Raw genomic sequence first — 17,866 nt, forward strand, 5'->3', positions numbered from 1 at the left:
AATTTAAAAATGGCAGTAAAAGTAATAAACACAGTAGAAGAATTTGAACAAGAAATTGCAAAAGAAGCAACAGTAGTTGATTTTTATGCAGAATGATGTGGACCATGTAAAATGTTTGCACCAATATTTGATATAACTTCAAATGAAGAAACAAATGTAAACTTTATTAAAGTAGATACAGATAAATTACAAGAAGTAGCATTAAAATATAACGTTATGTCTATTCCAACAATCATAATGTTTAAAGATGGAGAAGTTGTTAAACAAAATAGTGGTTTTATGCCAAAAGATATTTTAAAACAATTTGTTAAATAGGGGGTATAAAGTATTGATAAAGTTAATAGCGCTTGATATAGATGGCACTTTGGTAAAAAGAAAAAATATTGTATCAAAAATAAATATTAAAGCCATAACAGAGGCAAGAAAAAAAGGTATTAAAATTTGTATTGCAACTGGAAGAAATATAACAAGAGCTAAAAAAGTTGCAAAAGCTATTGGTATAGATGTAAATCAAGAGTATCTTATAAGTTTAAATGGTGGAGCAACTTTTAAATATGATGAAAATGCTAAGCCAATATTAATTGAAGAGCATTTATTCACATTAGAAGACTTTAAGTTAATTTATGATAATGCTAAAGAAAATAATTTAAGTTCTTTTAGTTATGCAAAAGATCCCAATATTGCATATGTTCTTAAGAAAGATTTATTTACATATGTTTTAAAAAAATATTCTCATAGAAAACTTGTTAAGTATGATAGAAATAAAATTAAAGATACGTCATATAAAATTGTTGTTTATGGAAAACCAAAAGGAATTTCTAATCTTAAAGAAGCATTAAAAGAAAAAGAATTCGAAATGTTTTCTTGAAGTTATGTTCCACATTCATCAAATATTGAAATAAATCCTAAGGGAGTAGATAAATTATATTCATTACAAAATATTGCAAAGAAATATAATATTAAACCTGAAGAAATAATGTATTTTGGTGATAGTGATAATGACAAAAGAGCAATAGAATGAGTTGGACAAGGAATAGCAATGGGAAACTCAAAAAAACATTTAAAAGAACTTGCAAAAGATGCAACAAAAACAAATAAAAGACATGGTGTAGGATACTGAATTAAAAAAGAAGTATTGGTATAGTAATTTAAGGGTAAAAAATTGAGGGTAAAAAGTTTTTTTATAACCTCAATTTTATTTTTTTCAATTTGATAATTTACTAGATAGACTTAAAAATTAGGGTAAATAATTTTATTTCATTAAGGAGATAAAATGAAAAGTAAGTCAAAAACTATAATATTATCATTATTATCATTTATAGTAATAAGTTCAATAATTGCAACAACTTTATTGATCATTATCAATCAAAATAATAATATTGCGCGTTTAAAAAAGGGTGCAGTTTGACAAACAGGACCTATGAAAAATAAAGATAAAACAGAGCTTAAAGATGAAAGTGAATTGTCATATTTTTTTGGTGAAACTGAATTTAATTATGCAACCTATAAAAAGGAAAAGGATGTTTATTCTTTTTATGGAGATGAAAATAATGTTAAAAGAACAAAAATATATAATAAACAAATAAATCTATGAAAAAATGATGTTTATGAAGAACAATTAGTTTTATTTAAAAATGTGAATACAGATAATGTAAAAAATTTAAAAATAGAATTAATTGAAGAAAATCCAAATATTGAAGTTACTGCAAACATTATTAATTATATTGAGAATAATAATACAACAATTGCAAATAATGATTTAATTCCATTAGGAGAGTTCTACACTTTTGATGAAATAACAAATGAAAATCAAATAGAAAATATGAATTTAAGTTTTCAACCTGTACTTTTAAGATATATTTCAAAAACTAATACAGGTCAGGGAACATTAAAATTTAAAGTATCATATGAAATTAATGATATAAACAAATTTTTTTACTTTAATAAGAATTATAAGATAAGTAATGAATTAGAATATAAAACTTCTGAATTTGGATCAAGTGCAATGTTCTTTCCAAATACGTCTTCCAAATTTATTTTAAAGAATTTGAATGATGTAGTTACAAAAAGAAAAATAATTTATAAACAAGAAGATAATATAGATTTTGAAGATTATGAATTACTTTGAAAAATTATTAAAAAGGAAAATCCTTTACTACCAATTGATTCAAAAGTTTATAATGTAGAAGAAAAAAATGGTGATATGATAGTTTGATTAAAATCTGATTCCTATAAATATGTAACATCAGCAGGACAACAAATCGATTTTATTAATATTACTTTTGAAAAGGATAAAAAAACTTTTCAAATCACTAATGAACTCTTAGCAAAAGAATCTAAAGCTACAAAGATTATTAATACACAATCATTTGATATTATTGATGATGTAGAAAAGACATTACCAAGGTATCTATCACAGAATAGTAAAGTCACAAGAAATAATATATTAGGTAGAAAATTGGAAGACATGTCAAAACGTTCTAATTATGAAAGCATATCTGTACCAAACTTTGGTTTAGGAAATTTTATAAAATATGTCTTTGAACCAAATGAAAATGAATTAAATGTTGTTAATCATTTTATGGGCGATACATTAGAAGAAATATTTGAAAATACAAAAAATAAGGGTAAATGAGTTTTAGATTTTCAAGTATTTGATAGGTATTTAAAATTTTTAAAAGAAAGTAAAGTAAAAAATATTTTAATACCAATAGGTTCAAGAGGATCTTCAAATATGTTTAACTTTTATGTAAAGGATTCAGATAAAAAAGCTTATCAAATTTCTGCAAATAGCTTATATGTTAATAAATATGGAAAAATTACTCCTGATGGAATTTCAATAATAGAACAAATGATTCCACTTTTAAGAGACCAATTAGCTGAGCATGCCAATTTAAATAAAGACATATATGAAGATATGAATATATATTATTCTTATGATGAATTTTCATCTGAAGTAAATAACTTATCAATTGATATTTTCAAAAATATTAATGAACAATATAAAAACTTTTGAAAAAATCATCTATATGGTGGATGAGAATTTAAATTGGAATCAGAAGATTATGAAGGACTTGTAAAAGGTTTAGATGTTTATGATTATGTTACTTTACAACAAAGAGAATTTATTTATGAATTTAGTAAGAATTCAAAAAAACAAAATGATCTAATAAAGTATTTTAATAAGAGAAATGATGAAAATAAGATTACTCATATTTATTCTTCTTGAAATAATTATCCTGCAACATATTTAAATAGTAATGGCTTTGAAATGCTTTGAGCAATGCTATATTCAAATAAAATTGGAGCCCATGGTTATGATAGATATCAAGTAGATGGATATCAAAATGATATTTCTCTTGATCAAAAAGTTTTAAATCCTACAAAAGAACCAGGTGATTCATTTTATTTATATCCAGGTAACGAAGAAGAAATGTTTGATAGTTTAAGATATATTAATATTGTTAAAGGGATAAACTTAGTTAATAAAAGTAAACAAATTTTATTAGAAAATCCAAATTTTAAAGAATATATGGAGATATTACAGTTTATAACAGTTGATGAAGATAGATACTTAGATGAAAAATGAAATCTTGATTATTATGATAAGGGTGGAACATTGTATGAAAAGAGCCTCTCTGGTCAATCTACATATATTAATTGATTAATAAAAAATTATAAGTTTAAATAAAGACCATATTTAGTGGTTTTTATTTTTTTTAAATTTAGAAAAAAATAAAAATTATATATATAATTATCTTATGAAAAACAACAAAGGAGAATTACTATGAAATTGCAAAGTATAATAAATATAAATCAATATTTAATTTCTGAATGATTTAATGTAGTAATAACTCGTGTTGAATGATTTGAGAAGGTTTTAGAGACCGAAATGCTCCTCCTGATTGCGTAATGAATTAATTAAAATTACGCGTTAAAAATTTAATATTTTTTTAGAGGAGAACATACAATGAACAACAACAATAATATTTTAGAGATTAGAAATCTTACTAAAAGTTATGATGGAAAAGTTGTTTTAAAAGGTGTTAGTTTTAATGTTAAAGAAGGGGAATTTATAACTCTTCTTGGACCATCTGGATGTGGAAAAACAACTACTTTAAATATCATTGGAGGTCGTGAAAAACAAGACTCTGGTGAACTTTTATTTGAAAGTAAAGATTTAACTCCTATTCCAAGTAATAAAAGACAAATTAACACAATCTTTCAAAACTATGCTCTTTTCCCTCATTATGATGTTTATGACAATATTGCATATGGACTTAGAATCAAAAAAACAAAAGAGGATTTAATAGCTAAAGAAGTAATGCAATATATTAAGAAATTTTCATTAGAAGGTATGGAAAACAAAAGAGTTCACGAACTAAGTGGTGGGCAAAAGCAACGTGTTGCAATTGCAAGAGCTCTTATTTTGAAACCAAAAATATTACTTTTAGATGAACCAATGTCAGCTCTTGACGTTCAATTAAGAAAAAGAATGCAAGATGAATTAAAAGAATTGCAAGAAGAAATTGGTATTACTTTTATTCTTGTAACTCATGATCAAGAAGAAGCTTTAACTTTAAGTGACAGAATAGTTGTTATGAATAATGGTTCAATACAACAAATTGGAAGTCCAGAAGAAATTTATAATGAACCAGAGAATACATGAGTGGCCAACTTTATTGGTGTATCAAATGTTATTTCTGATGGTGAATTTATAAAGGATTTAAAAGTTAAATTTGATGATAAGGAATTTGACTGTACAGATAAAGGGTTTGGAGAAAACGAAAAAAATATTGATATTGTTTTAAGACCAGAAGATCTTAAAATTCTTGAACCTAATAAAGGATTCTTTAATGGTATTGTTGAAAACATTATCTTTAAAGGAGTGCACTATGAAATAACTATTAAAACTGAAAATAGATTATATACAGCACACACTACTGAATTCCATGATTTTGATAAAGAAGTTTCTATTAAATGAAATCCAGAAGATTTACATATTATGTGAAAAGAAATAGATGAATAATTTAGATAATCAAAAAGACATTATTGAAATTCAAAATAATGTTGAAGTTGAAAAAGAATTAGACGATATTGAAGATATTGAATCTGAAGGAATGGAAATAGAAATAGAAATACCAAAAATCAAATTAAAAGATAAAGTAGCAGATTTTAAAATAGTAAAAGGATTTAGAGGAAAAGTTTGACCTATATTGCTACCATTTATGGTAGTAATGGGATTTTTAGTTGTACTTCCATTATTGGGAATTGTTATATTCTCAATTGTTGAAGCAACTGGAAATAGTATAAAGTTTAAATTAGACTTTTCAAACTTTGTGAAACTATTAACATCAGGATCAATTCTGTATGTATTATTTTTATCTTTACTTTATGCATTTGTTGCAAGCATCATTTGTGTTGCTTGTGCATATCCAATTGCCTTAATAATGGCACAATTAAAAAATAAGCTTTTAGCTAAAAACGTATGAGTTTTAGTTACTTTGCCAATATGAATAAGTATGATTTTAAAAATACTTGGATTAAGAAGTTTATTTTTAGTTATCTCACCAACAATTTTAGGAACACCAATTGCAGTTATAATTGGGATGGTTTATATGTTTTTACCATTTGCAATTTCTCCAATTTATAATGCAATTGAAAATCAAGATAGAAACTATTATTTAGCTGCACTTGATTTAAAAGCAAGTAAGTCAAAAGCATTTTGACATACAACATTTAGACAATCACTTCCAGGAATATTTGCAGGATTTACATTAGTTTTAATTCAAGCTGCAACATCATTATTGATTGTTAGATATATGGGTGATGGAAAAATAAACTTAATAACAACAATTATTGAAAATTACTTCTTTAGAGGTACAGACTTCACTTTTGGAGCAACAATTGCCATTGTTTTGGCATTACTTTTATTTGCAATTATGGGAATTATGAAATTAATTTCAAATAAATTTGAAGTAAGGGGGTCAAAAAAATGAAAAAATTCATCAAATCAAGTTATTTCTTAATAATGATGTTATTCATTTATGCACCAATTGCTGTAATGATTACATTTTCATTTAACTCTGGAAATAGTGTAAGTAGTTGAAGTGGATTTAGTCTTTCATGATACAGTTCACTTATAAAAAACTCACCATTTATGAAATCAATTACAGTTTCTTTATTTGTAGCTATGGTATCTACTTTAATATCATTGCTAATTGGAATGATGGCTGTTGTTGGTTTGACAAAAATTAGAAAAAGAAGTGCTGATAACTGAGTTAGAATTGCAAATATACCATTAGTAAATGCAGATGTTATTACAGCTGTTGGACTAATGTTATTGTTTGTATTAGCTGGTCTAAAGTTTGGAATTATAACTTTAATAGCAGCACACGTTTCTTTTAACGTGCCTTATGTAATTATTACAGTACTACCATTTATGAACAGAATTGATAAAAATATATTAGAAGCATCAAAAGATCTTGGAGGAAATCAAAGACAAACTTTCTATAAAGTAGTTCTTCCAATATTAACTCCATGTATTATTACTGCTGCTGCAATATGTTTTGCAATGAGTTTTGATGATTTTATTATTTCCTATTTTACTGGTGGAGGACAAACTAACGTATCTACTTTTATATATACTGCAAAAAGAATGCAACCATATATAAATGCTTTCGGTACATTATTAGTAGCTTCTATTATATTTATAGTTTTAATTTGAAATATAATTCAAATTTCTTTACAAAGATCAAAAGAAATTAAACATCAAATTAAAAAAGGTGAATACAAAATTAAATTAATAAGTAAAATTGAAAATGAAATTAAATATTTACAAAGTTGTTTATCAACTGGAACAAGAACACAAAAAACAAAAAACTTAAAATTACTTGTTCAATATAAAATGTTAAGATTACAAATTAGATTATTAAATAATAAAGATAATAATAAAAAAATAAGTAAACTTGAATGAAAAAAAGAACTAATTTCATCAGAAATTAGAGTTGAAAAAAGATACTTTACAATATTTAAAAAATTGAACATTAAAAAATCTCAAATTGAATTAAAAATTGAAAAAATGACAAGTGAGAAAAAAATTAAAAAATTTGAGCAAGTTTTACATAAATTGGATAGAAAAATTAATAAATATGAAAAAGAAATTGAATGAATTAATGAAAGAAATGAACACGATAAAGAAAGATCTTTAGAAATTGGACAACAAGTAATTAATTTAAAAGAAGAACTTTCTGGATTAGAAAATCCAAGTGCAAAAGATATTTCTTGATACAACAAAAGGATTAAAACTCTTTCTATAAAAAGAGACAGTTTACTTGAAGGAAGAAACCAATATAAATTAAGAATGACTATTGAAAAACTTGCTTTAATTAAAAAAGAAACTGAAGAAAAAACAAGAGCTAAATATGAACAATTAAATACAATGAAAGCAAAAGTATTTAGAAAAGTTTCATTAGTAGACTCAATTGATAAACAAATTTCTTTATTAGATAAAAACCAAGCAAACTATAATGAAAAGCTTTTTGATCTAAAAAAATTAAGAGATGAAAAATTAAAAGAAGCAACAGATTCTATTAATTCAAAATTATCTAACAAAGAAGAAAAATTAAATAAAGTTAACAGCTATGTAAAATCTAAAAAGGATAAATATTTCCCTGATGTTTTAGAAGAAACATATGTTCCTAAGTCAAATAGATGAATTAAAAGAAACTGAAAACAACTTACAATGGGAACAGCACTTTTAACATCATTTTCATTATTAACAACTGCTTATATAATGAACAATATTTATGATTTAGTTGTTGGAAATTGAGGAAGTTATATTGATCCAGAATTAATAACAGAATTTGAAAAGGAAACTGGATATAAAGTAAACTATCAACAGTATGATTCAAATGAATCTTTATACAATAAATCATATACTTTTAACTATGATATTATGGTTCCAAGTGATTATATGGTTGAAAAATTTGCAACAGAAGGGGCTTTACAGAGAATTGACTGATGTAGAGTTGAGAATATTAAAAGTCCAATAGAAGTTGATTGCCCTTCACCTGAAAAATTAATTTATCAGGAAAATGAATATGAATTGACTTACAATGAAGCAATTGAAGAAGCTCATAGATTACACAAATTCACAGATGCAGAAGGTGATGAAGCTAATCTATTAAATTACTCAATTCCATGATTATGGGGAGATGTAAGAATTGTTTTCAATATTGGTGAAATGAAAAATGATAAATTTGTTGAAAATAAAGAATTAATAGATTTTTTAAACCAACATGAAGGATTATTAGAGCCTATTGAAAACAATGATAATGAATTTTATAAAATTAAGCAAGATAAATTATCATGAAATATTCTTTGAGAAGCCGCAGAAAAAGGATTTAATTTGGCATTAAATGAAGATCCTAAAAATGTATTTATGTATGGTTTTGAAAAATTATATGGAAATGTTGAAGCAGTTGAAGGATTACAAGTAGATGGTAAGACATTATCAAAACAACAACAAATAGATAATGTATCAGCTGAAATTAAAAATTTAGTAAGCAAAAGAAATGTCGGTTTATATGGAGACCAGTTACTAGATAAAGTTCATGAAAGAGACTTTGATATTGCTGTTATGTATAATGGAGATTTAATTTATGCTACTCAAGATGATTATGAAAGTGAAGTTGAAACTGAAGATAGTTTATTTAAAATAAGTGATGAATTAAACACCATTAATAATTTTAAATTCACAACTTTATCTGCAGTTCCAAGAGCAAAACTTGCAAATAGTACAGAAGATAAATCCGAATCAACAAACTTATGAAGTGATAATTTAGTTATTTCAAGTATGAATAGACATTTAGATGCAACGTATGCATTTATAAACTTTATGTATAGTAGAGAATCTCAAGAAGCACTTGTTGATGAAACAGGTATGCCAACAGGGTTTCAAGAAATACTAGATTATGGAACAGAAAAGGGAGATGAATGAGCTAAATGATTTATACCAGAAAAAGGTAATTCATTCAGCTTTGATGAAAAGTTTGATAATTATTTAGTTGATAAATTTAATCAAATTATTTCAACAAAACACTAATTAAAAAAAACACCATAGGGTGTTTTTTTAATTTAATTACAAAAGACATTATATTTACAAAATATTTATTTTTTTTAGTATAATCATTTAAGTAATGGTACCATAGCCAAGAGGCTAAGGCATGGGACTGCAACTCCCTGATCGTCGGTTCGACTCCGACTGGTACCTCCATTAAAGAAATTTAGAGTAAAAATTTACTCTTTTTTTTATTTTTTGGAAAAACTATACATATTCGTTTTTTATTTGCTATAATAAATATTGTCAATTTTGTATAAAATTGACAAAAAAATCGCAAAATGTAATATAATATTTTTGGTTGTTTTCACACAAAAATGCGCCCTTAGATCAATTGGATAGATCGTTTGACTACGGATCAAAAGGTTAGGGGTTCGAGTCCCTTAGGGCGCGCCATTATTGAGAGCAATCATGAATATTATTAAATATTCATACTTCGGGAAGTGGCTCAGCTTGGTAGAGCATTCGGTTTGGGACCGAAGGGTCGCAGGTTCGAATCCTGTCTTCCCGACCATTTATAATTTAATATTTTTTATTATATGGGCCCGTAGCTCAGCTGGGAGAGCACCTGCCTTGCACGCAGGGGGTCGACGGTTCGATCCCGTTCGGGTCCACCATATATGGCGGGGTAGCTCAGCTGGTTAGAGCGCTCGGCTCATACCCGGGAGGTCAAGAGTTCAAGTCTCTTCCCCGCTACCATATATTTTATTGTTTTTTATTATTTTGGACCTTTAGCTCAGTTGGTTAGAGCATCCGGCTCATAACCGGATGGTCATTGGTTCGAGTCCAATAAGGTCCACCATCATTGACTCTAGTTAGATCATGAGGGGGCAAACAAAATACGGAAGATTACCCAAGCCTGGCTGAAGGGGTCGGTCTTGAAAACCGAGAGTCGGGGAAACCCGAGCGGGGGTTCGAATCCCTCATCTTCCGCCATTTTTATCGCGGGGTGGAGCAGTTGGTAGCTCGTCGGGCTCATAACCCGAAGGCCGTAGGTTCAAGTCCTGCCCCCGCAACCATTTGGCCCCATAGCGAAGTTGGTTATCGCGCCTCCCTGTCACGGAGGAGATCACGGGTTCGAGTCCCGTTGGGGTCGCCATTTATGGTTTTGTAGCTCAGTTGGTAGAGCAATTGATTGAAGCTCAATGTGTCGGCGGTTCAACTCCGTCCAAAACCACCATTATTTGAAAACTAGCGTCATAAAGTGACGTTTTTTTATTGAAAATATTATAAAAAAATCTAATTTTTATTGAATTTTAAAATTTAATATCTTATAATTATTATTGTTTTACGGAGTATAGCTCAGTTGGTTAGAGCGCACCCCTGATAAGGGTGAGGTCGGTGGTTCAAGTCCACTTATTCCGACCATTTAGAAAATTTAGCATCCTTTTGGGTGTTTTTTTATATTTAAAGTAGGTATAATAAAAAGAGTGAAAAGAGGTGGTAAATATGAGTATTCCTTCCGTCGAGCAGTTATACAATTTAATTAATAAAAATGCGGTAAGAAGTATTGCTAATTTACCACCTATTTTTGTATTATCAAAATAGGTTTTTAAGTTAGCTTTCATAAATAAGGAGAACGATGTTATGAAAACTAAGAAAAAAATAAATAATAATTATAATAATCAAATCGCTGAGTTTGTAAAATTAGATCAAACTCAAACATTAAAAAAATTAGAAGTTTCAAATTTTGGATTATCTGAAACTGAAGTTAAAAATCAAAAAGAAAAATTTGGAGACAACTCATTAAAAGAAAAAAAATTTAATTATGTACTCTCTTTTATAAAATCATTTTTTAGTCCATTTAATTTAATATTAATAATAATTGATACATTTAGTTTTTATCAATATACAAGTGCAGAAACTAGGGAACCATCAGACTTAGTAGGAGCATTATTAGTTTTAACAATGATTATAATAAGTGGAACAATTTATTTTGTTCAGGAAATAAGAGCATTTAATGTTATTAAGAAAATGACTTATGAAAATAAACAAACATCAAAAGTAATTAGAGATGTAGACTTTAAAGTTAAAGATATTGATAATGCAAATTCAATTAAACTTATTAAAGAAAACGATCAAATTGAAAACTCACAGTTAGTACCTGGAGATTTAATTTATGTTTCTAATGGAGACTTAATTCCAGCTGATGTAAAAGTTATTTGATCAAATAATTTATATTTGAATCAATCATCTTTAACAGGAGAATCATTTCCTGTTCAAAAGAAAATTACTAATGCAAGAGAAAGTTATTTAGAATATGAAAACATTTGTTACATGGGAACAGAAGTTGTATCTGGTTCAGCACTATGTATAGTAATTCAAACTGGAGAAAAAACTTACTTTTCTGCAATAAATGATAAAGTCACAGAAAAAAGGGGAAAAAACTCTTTCGAAAAAGGTATTTGAAAAATAACAATGTTATTAATATCATTTATGTTAGCAGTAACACCAATTGTTTTTTTAGTATTTGGTTTAAGACCAGGAGAACTTGATGATAAATGATTTGCAGCAGCAATGTTTGCAATTTCAATTGCAGTTGGATTAACTCCAGAAATGTTGCCAGTAATTGTTACTGCAAATCTTTCAAGAGGATATTCAAAGATTAAAAAAGAAAATGTAATAGTTAAAAATTTAAATGCTGTTCAAAATATGGGAGCTATTGATATCTTATGTACAGATAAAACTGGAACAATTACAAGTGGTGAAATTAATTTAGACCATGTATTTGATATAAAAGGTCAAAAAAATGAAATGATTGAACATGTTTTATATTTAAACAGTTATTTCCAAACTGGATTCCAAAATCCAATTGATCAAGCCGTACTATTGAGTAAAAAAATAAGTACACCAAATTTAGATGAATATTCAAAAGAATGAGAAGTTCCATTTGACTTCCAAAGAAAAATTCTTTCAGTAATATTAACTAAAAATGGAGAAAAAGAAATTTTTACAAAAGGTGCTATTGAAGAAGTATTAAAAGTATGTAACCGTATTTATATTAATGGAGAAATAGTAAAACTTACTCAAGATCATATTGATAAAATTATTAAAAAATCTGATGATTATAATAATGACGGATTTAGAGTAATAGGAATTGCTCACAATCATTTAGAAGATGAAGATATAGAACAAGATTTAATTTTTTATGGTTTTGGAACTTTCTTTGATGAGCCAAAGAAAACTTCAAAAAAAATAATAAAAGAATTAGCTCAAAAAGGAATTTCAACTAAAGTTTTAACTGGGGATAATGAAGTTATTACAAGATCTATTTGTTCAAAAGTAGATTTTAAAATTGAAAAACTATATTCTGGAAAAGAAATTGAAGTAATGACTGAAGAGCAATTACATAAAGCTGTAAAAAGAGGAAATGTATTTGTTAAATTAAGCCCAATTCATAAATCAATAATTATCAGAGCCTTAAAAGAACAAGGACACGTTGTTGGATTTATGGGTGATGGAATAAATGATGCACCAGTATTAAGAGAAGCAGATGTTGCTATATCATTTGATGAAGCATCAAATATAGCAAAAGAAGCAGCAGATATTATTTTAATGGAAGAATCATTACTTCCAATTAGTCACGCTGTTCATGAAGGAAGAGTATCTTTGGCAAATATATTAAAATATATTAAAGTAACTATTGCTTCTAACTTTGGAAATGTTTTAAGTGTTCTTGTTGCCTTGTTCTTAACTATGGCAGAGCCAATGCAACCATTGCACTTACTAACTCAAAACTTACTTTATGATATAGTAATGTTTGCTTTCATCTTTGATAAAGTTGATAGCAAGTTTACCGATAAACCAAGACCATTAAGAACAAAAAATATTATATGGTTTACTATAATTAATGGTCCAGTGAGTTCTATATTTGATATTGCAACATTTTTAGTTCTATTATATGGATATAAAACTGTACAACCAGGAATAACTGGTGGTGGAGATATAGGAAATATTGCTCAATTCAATGGTAGTTGATTTGTTGTTGGTTTAATGACACAAACTGCAGTTATGCAAATGTATAGAACTGAAAAAATTCCATTTATTCAATCAAATGGATCATGACAAGTTACAAGTTCAACAATATTTGTCTGTTCAATGGCAGTAATAGTTCCCTATGGGTTTATGAGTATTCCTGAAATTAGTGAAGGAATGAAAATGGCAAGACCTGAATGAAGTTTCTTACCAATTGCTTTGGGATTTGTTGTAGCTTATATGTTTTTAGCTCAGGCTGTAAAAATGTTGTATATTAAAATATTTAAAGAGTGATTATAATAAAAAACTTGAACCTTTGTTCAAGTTTTTTATTTCTAGTTATCAAATAACAATGTTATTGATTCTTCAACAAGAGAATTCTCAAATTTAATGTTTATATAAAAAAGATAGAATCCCTTTAATAACTTTTTGCTGATATCATTTATTTTAATGGTAAGGGTTTTATTTTCACTATCAGAGTAAGCTCATATTCTTATATACTTCTCACAATCATTTTTTTCCATTTCTCCACACATTTCTCGCTCTGAAGAATAAGTCATTTCTCCTAACAATTTGTTATAGCCATCTTCTTGTAAAATAGCACTATTCATTTCGTATCTTATATGAGGAGAAGGGCTTAATGGATTTTGAAAAATATCATTTTCTAAACTATATTTATATGGACCCTTAGGAGGAGTTTTAATTATATCTGCAAATATTTTCCCCTTCCCAATAGATTTTTGTCCTATAACATTTATTTGTGCTGAACCAACTTTTTTTAGAGATTTAATTTTTATTTCATTTCCATTTACAGATGCTTCAATATAATCTCTTGAATCATCTTCATATTCGAGTGTAACTGATTTAACTTTTTCTAAATTTAGAATTCTAACTGTTGCCTCTAATGATTCTTCATTTGCAATATCTAATGTAACTCTATTAGAAGATAAAAGCACTCATCCTAAGTCCTTTCTAAAAAGAGTACAACTTGATACAAACATAATTAAAAACATTGATAGTAATATAAAAATTAGGTATATTGATTTTTTCATTCTTTCTTTATTCGTCCTTCTTCATTTATATTATAAAATATATTTACTTTTTTAAAAATAAAATACAAAATATTTTTGAAAGAAAGAAAAAGTAAAAAAATGTTAAAAATATTTTTATCAATGCTTAATATAACAGCAACTAATCAAGTTCAAACAATAGTTCAAATATCAAATTTAAATATTCAAAACTTCATAAGTACTTATAAATTAAATGTAAACACCTTAAATGTAGAACCTTTAAATATAAAACTAGTAAATGAGGAAGACGACTTAGAAGTAATTAGAGGAGAGGTTTTTAGTGAATTGATTACTCAAAATGAAAATAATGAAATAATTGAAGAAATTCCTATGTCTATGTTATTTCAACCAGAGGAATGAAAATTTCAAAGTATGAATTATAAAAAGCCGAATGAGGGCGAAACTTTAATATATAATTCAAAATCTATTGCTACACCAGGAAATATAAGATATAGTGGGGTCTTTAAATTTACTGTATTTTTAAAAAATAAAAAAAATGTGACCATTCCTGAAGAAATTTCATTATCAGGTGAAAACAATGATATAGTAGTCGATACAATTATAGATACTAAAGATAGGTGAAAGGGAAAAAACGGAGAATTAATCAATATAAAACTTAATAAATATGGTATTAATAACAAAAAAGATTTAGAAAGTAATTACTCTCAAGTTAACATAAACTATAATTTTAAACATGAAGATAATTCTAGACATGGTGCAGGTGTTATTCAAAATAGTACTAATGTAACAAAAACTTTATCTTTAAAAGACGTTCTTGCTCATAATAAATTTACATATCCAGATTATATTTATGATGAGCAAACCGAAAAAATTTATGATGATCATTGAGAATTGAAATTTGAAAATGGATTAATAGAAAGATACAAAAAACAGTATACACAAAATAAAATTTGAGCTTTCTATGTTATAGATACAATATATAGTGAGCAATCTAACTCAATTTCTATAAGAAGTACTACTATTGCTGGAAAATGAAGAAGTGGTGCAAATCAAGCGAATGTACACTCAAAATTAACAACTAAAATAAATAAAATAACTATAAAATAATTAAATTTGGATAAAATAGAACTACAAATAAAGTAGTTTTTATTTTATCCAAATTTCTAATAGTAAATAAGTTTTAATACTAATAAATAAATAATGTAAAATAATAAAGTTGATAAAAGAGGTAATAATATGGAATTTTCACATAAAGCAATAGAAAAGAAATGACAAAAATTTTGGGAAGAAAATAATACATTTAAAACAACAAGTGATAAAGATAAAAAGGCCTATATACTTGATATGTTTCCATATCCAAGTGGAGCGGGACTTCATGTAGGGCACCCAAAAGGTTACACTGCAACAGATGTTTTTGCAAGAATGAGAAGAATGCAACAATATGATGTTCTTCATCCAATTGGATGAGATGCATTTGGTCTTCCTGCTGAACAATATGCATTAAAAACAGGAAATGATCCTAGAGAATTTACAGCAAAAAATATTATTACATTTAGAAATCAATTAAAAAAACTTGGATTTAGTTATGACTATAATAAAGAAGTTAATACAAGTGATCCAAATTACTATAAAATTACTCAATGAATATTTCAACAACTTTATAAAAAAGGATTAGCAGAGATAAGAGAAGCTAATGTAAACTGATGTGAAGGATTAGGAACTGTTCTTGCAAATGAAGAAGTAATTTTGGAAAATGGAAAAATGGTTTCTGAAGTTGGTGGCTTTGAAGTTATAAAGAAACCAATGAAACAATGAGTTTTAAAAATTACTAAATATGCAGATAGATTACTTGAAGGATTAGATGATTTAGATTGACCAAGCTCTGTTAAGGAACTTCAAAAAAATTGAATTGGAAAATCTGAAGGAGTTATTTTAAACTTTGATGTAAAAGATATTAATGAAAAAGTTGAAGTATTTACAACAAGAGCAGATACTATTTTTGGTGTTTCATATGTTGTACTCGCTCCTGAAAATAACTTAGTTTTAAAATTAACTACTGATGAAAATAAACAAAAAGTTGAAGAATATATTTCTCTAACTAAAACAAAAACTGATGTTGAAAGACAAGATGATTCAAAGGAAAAAACAGGTGTTTTTACAGGAAGTTATGTAATAAATCCAATTACAAATGAATTATTACCAGTATGAACAGCAGATTATGTTTTAAATGACTATGCAACGGGAGCTGTAATGGCAGTTCCTGCTCATGATGAACGCGATTGAAAATTTGCAAAGAAATATGAATTACCAATTAAATATGTTTTGGAAACAAAAGATGAATCAAAAGCATTTGTTGGTGAATCAACTTTAATTAATTCAGATTTTTTAAATGGATTAAATAGATTTGAAGCAATTAATTTAGTTGTTGAAAAACTAAAAAAAGAAAATAAAGCTAAAAAACAAATTAACTATAAATTAAGAGATTGATTATTTTCAAGACAAAGATTTTATGGAGAACCATTTCCAATAATATTTTTAGAAGATGGACAGATTGCATTAATTGATGAAAAAGATCTTCCATTAGAATTACCAAAGACTGATTATATTAAACCATCAGGAACAGGTGAATCACCATTGGCAAATTTAACTGATTGAGTAAATATTGAATTTAATGGTCAAAAGGCAAAAAGAGAAACAAATACAATGCCTCAATGAGCAGGTAGTTGTTGATACTATTTGGCATATATTTTAACAACAAGCCCAAATAATTTGGTAGATATTAATTCACAAGAAGCAATGGAATTATTTAAAAAATGATTACCAGTAGATTTATATATTGGTGGTCAAGAACACGCAGTTCTTCATTTGTTATATGCAAGATTTTGACATCAAGTATTATTTGACTTAAAAATTGTTCCTACAAAAGAACCATTTCAAAAATTAATTAATCAAGGAATGATTTTAGCAGATAATGGAGAAAAAATGAGTAAATCAAAAGGGAATGTAATTAATCCCGATGATATTATTGAGTCACATGGAGCAGATACTTTAAGGCTATATGAAGTATTTATGGGACCATTAGAAGCTTCACTTCCTTGAAGTTTTAAAGGTCTTGATGGAGCTAGAAAATGACTTGATCGAGTTTATAGAATGATTGAAAATATTGAATTAACAGATCAAAATAATGGAAATTTAGACTTTATTTATAATGATGTAGTTAAGAAAGTCACTCAAATGATTGAAGATTGCAAATTTAATACTGCTGTTTCACAACTAATGATGTTTGTAAATGCTGTATATAAAGAAGAAAAACCAGTATATAAAGTATATATTTTAAACTTTATTAAAATGCTTTCAATCTTTACGCCACATTTAGCAGAAGAATTATGATTTAAAACTGGAAATAAAGAAACTGTATGTCTACAAATTTGACCAGTTCATGATGAATCAAAATTATCACTTTCAACAGTTGTTATTGCTGTTCAAATTAATGGTAAATTAAGAGGAACTTTTGAAGTTGATAAGGGAACTGATAAAGAAGAATTGATTAGTTTAGCTAAAAAATTAGATAATATAAAAGAACAAATCGAAGGAAAGCAAATTATTAAAGAAATTGCAGTTCTAGATAAAATTGTAAATATTGTTATAAAGTAAGAGAACTATTAATAAAATAGTTCTCTTTTTATAAATTGCTTTATAAATTTAAAGGAATATAATAAAACTATTCCAAGGAGGATTT

11 protein-coding genes and 11 tRNA genes are annotated in these 17,866 nt (G+C 26.7%); 21 read left to right on the top strand and 1 reads right to left on the bottom strand.

The features are described from left to right. Nucleotides 1-9 precede the first annotated feature (9 nt). The 19 genes from trxA (at nucleotide 10) to mgtA (ending at nucleotide 13,396) form a co-directional block, all read left to right on the top strand. Nucleotides 10-315: a thioredoxin gene (trxA, locus tag SDIMI_RS00660; protein WP_020836065.1), complete on the top strand. Its 306-nt coding sequence runs from the start codon at nucleotides 10-12 to the stop codon at nucleotides 313-315. A gap of 13 nt (nucleotides 316-328) precedes the next feature. Then, entirely contained in the window at nucleotides 329-1,144 is an 816-nt protein-coding gene (locus tag SDIMI_RS00665) for a Cof-type HAD-IIB family hydrolase (protein ID WP_020836066.1), read from the top strand. A gap of 129 nt (nucleotides 1,145-1,273) precedes the next feature. Continuing rightward, nucleotides 1,274-3,691, top strand: a complete 2,418-nt coding sequence (locus SDIMI_RS00670; protein ID WP_020836067.1) for a glycoside hydrolase domain-containing protein — start codon at nucleotides 1,274-1,276, stop codon at nucleotides 3,689-3,691. Between the two features lie 96 nt (nucleotides 3,692-3,787). Next, nucleotides 3,788-3,913 carry a hypothetical protein gene (locus SDIMI_RS04705; protein ID WP_020836068.1) on the top strand — a complete coding sequence of 42 codons (126 nt, stop codon included), beginning with the start codon at nucleotides 3,788-3,790 and terminating at the stop codon, nucleotides 3,911-3,913. Nucleotides 3,914-3,970: 57 nt separating this feature from the next. Then, the gene (gene potA, locus SDIMI_RS00675; protein WP_020836069.1) at nucleotides 3,971-5,029 is read left to right on the top strand and encodes a spermidine/putrescine ABC transporter ATP-binding protein; all 1,059 of its coding nucleotides are present in this window, start codon (nucleotides 3,971-3,973) and stop codon (nucleotides 5,027-5,029) included. After that, nucleotides 5,022-6,029, top strand: a complete 1,008-nt coding sequence (gene potB / locus SDIMI_RS00680) for a spermidine/putrescine ABC transporter permease (RefSeq protein ID WP_020836070.1) — start codon at nucleotides 5,022-5,024, stop codon at nucleotides 6,027-6,029. The genes potA and potB overlap by 8 nt, the downstream gene beginning before the upstream one ends. Next, nucleotides 5,996-9,106, top strand: coding sequence for a spermidine/putrescine ABC transporter permease/substrate-binding protein (gene potCD, locus SDIMI_RS04425; protein ID WP_020836071.1), 3,111 nt, complete (start codon nucleotides 5,996-5,998; stop codon nucleotides 9,104-9,106). Before potB ends, potCD begins: the two co-directional genes overlap by 34 nt. A 96-nt stretch (nucleotides 9,107-9,202) precedes the next feature. Continuing rightward, nucleotides 9,203-9,277: transfer RNA gene (locus SDIMI_RS00690), tRNA-Cys, on the top strand. 163 nt (nucleotides 9,278-9,440) lie between these two features. Then, nucleotides 9,441-9,517, top strand: a tRNA-Arg gene (locus SDIMI_RS00695). Nucleotides 9,518-9,558: 41 nt separating this feature from the next. Beyond that, nucleotides 9,559-9,635, top strand: a tRNA-Pro gene (locus SDIMI_RS00700). A gap of 27 nt (nucleotides 9,636-9,662) precedes the next feature. Then, nucleotides 9,663-9,738, top strand: a tRNA-Ala gene (locus SDIMI_RS00705). Between the two features lie 5 nt (nucleotides 9,739-9,743). Then, nucleotides 9,744-9,820, top strand: a tRNA-Met gene (locus SDIMI_RS00710). 26 nt (nucleotides 9,821-9,846) lie between these two features. Next, nucleotides 9,847-9,923 (top strand) — tRNA-Ile (locus SDIMI_RS00715). A 41-nt stretch (nucleotides 9,924-9,964) separates the two neighbouring features. Next, nucleotides 9,965-10,057, top strand: a tRNA-Ser gene (locus SDIMI_RS00720). 7 nt (nucleotides 10,058-10,064) lie between these two features. Continuing rightward, nucleotides 10,065-10,140, top strand: a tRNA-Met gene (locus SDIMI_RS00725). 3 nt (nucleotides 10,141-10,143) lie between these two features. Beyond that, a tRNA-Asp gene (locus SDIMI_RS00730) sits at nucleotides 10,144-10,220 on the top strand. A gap of 5 nt (nucleotides 10,221-10,225) precedes the next feature. Continuing rightward, nucleotides 10,226-10,301 (top strand) — tRNA-Phe (locus SDIMI_RS00735). 111 nt (nucleotides 10,302-10,412) lie between these two features. Further along, nucleotides 10,413-10,489, top strand: a tRNA-Ile gene (locus tag SDIMI_RS00740). A gap of 219 nt (nucleotides 10,490-10,708) precedes the next feature. Continuing rightward, nucleotides 10,709-13,396 (top strand): magnesium-translocating P-type ATPase, encoded by a 2,688-nt coding sequence (gene mgtA, locus SDIMI_RS00745; protein ID WP_020836073.1) that lies wholly within the window; start codon nucleotides 10,709-10,711, stop codon nucleotides 13,394-13,396. A gap of 35 nt (nucleotides 13,397-13,431) precedes the next feature. Here the strand turns inward: mgtA and SDIMI_RS00750 are convergent, their stop codons facing one another. Further along, nucleotides 13,432-14,148, bottom strand: coding sequence for a hypothetical protein (locus tag SDIMI_RS00750; RefSeq protein WP_020836074.1), 717 nt, complete (start codon nucleotides 14,146-14,148; stop codon nucleotides 13,432-13,434). A gap of 99 nt (nucleotides 14,149-14,247) precedes the next feature. On the opposite strand from SDIMI_RS00750, the gene SDIMI_RS00755 reads away from it, so the two are divergent. Both SDIMI_RS00755 and leuS read left to right on the top strand, forming a co-directional pair. Then, the gene (locus SDIMI_RS00755; RefSeq protein ID WP_020836075.1) at nucleotides 14,248-15,234 is read left to right on the top strand and encodes a hypothetical protein; all 987 of its coding nucleotides are present in this window, start codon (nucleotides 14,248-14,250) and stop codon (nucleotides 15,232-15,234) included. A 129-nt stretch (nucleotides 15,235-15,363) separates the two neighbouring features. Next, nucleotides 15,364-17,781: a leucine--tRNA ligase gene (gene leuS / locus SDIMI_RS00760; RefSeq protein ID WP_020836076.1), complete on the top strand. Its 2,418-nt coding sequence runs from the start codon at nucleotides 15,364-15,366 to the stop codon at nucleotides 17,779-17,781. Nucleotides 17,782-17,866: the final 85 nt, after the last annotated feature.

It is taken from the genome of Spiroplasma diminutum CUAS-1, from assembly GCF_000439455.1.
Lineage (GTDB): Bacteria > Bacillota_I > Bacilli_A > Mycoplasmatales > Mycoplasmataceae > Spiroplasma_A > Spiroplasma_A diminutum.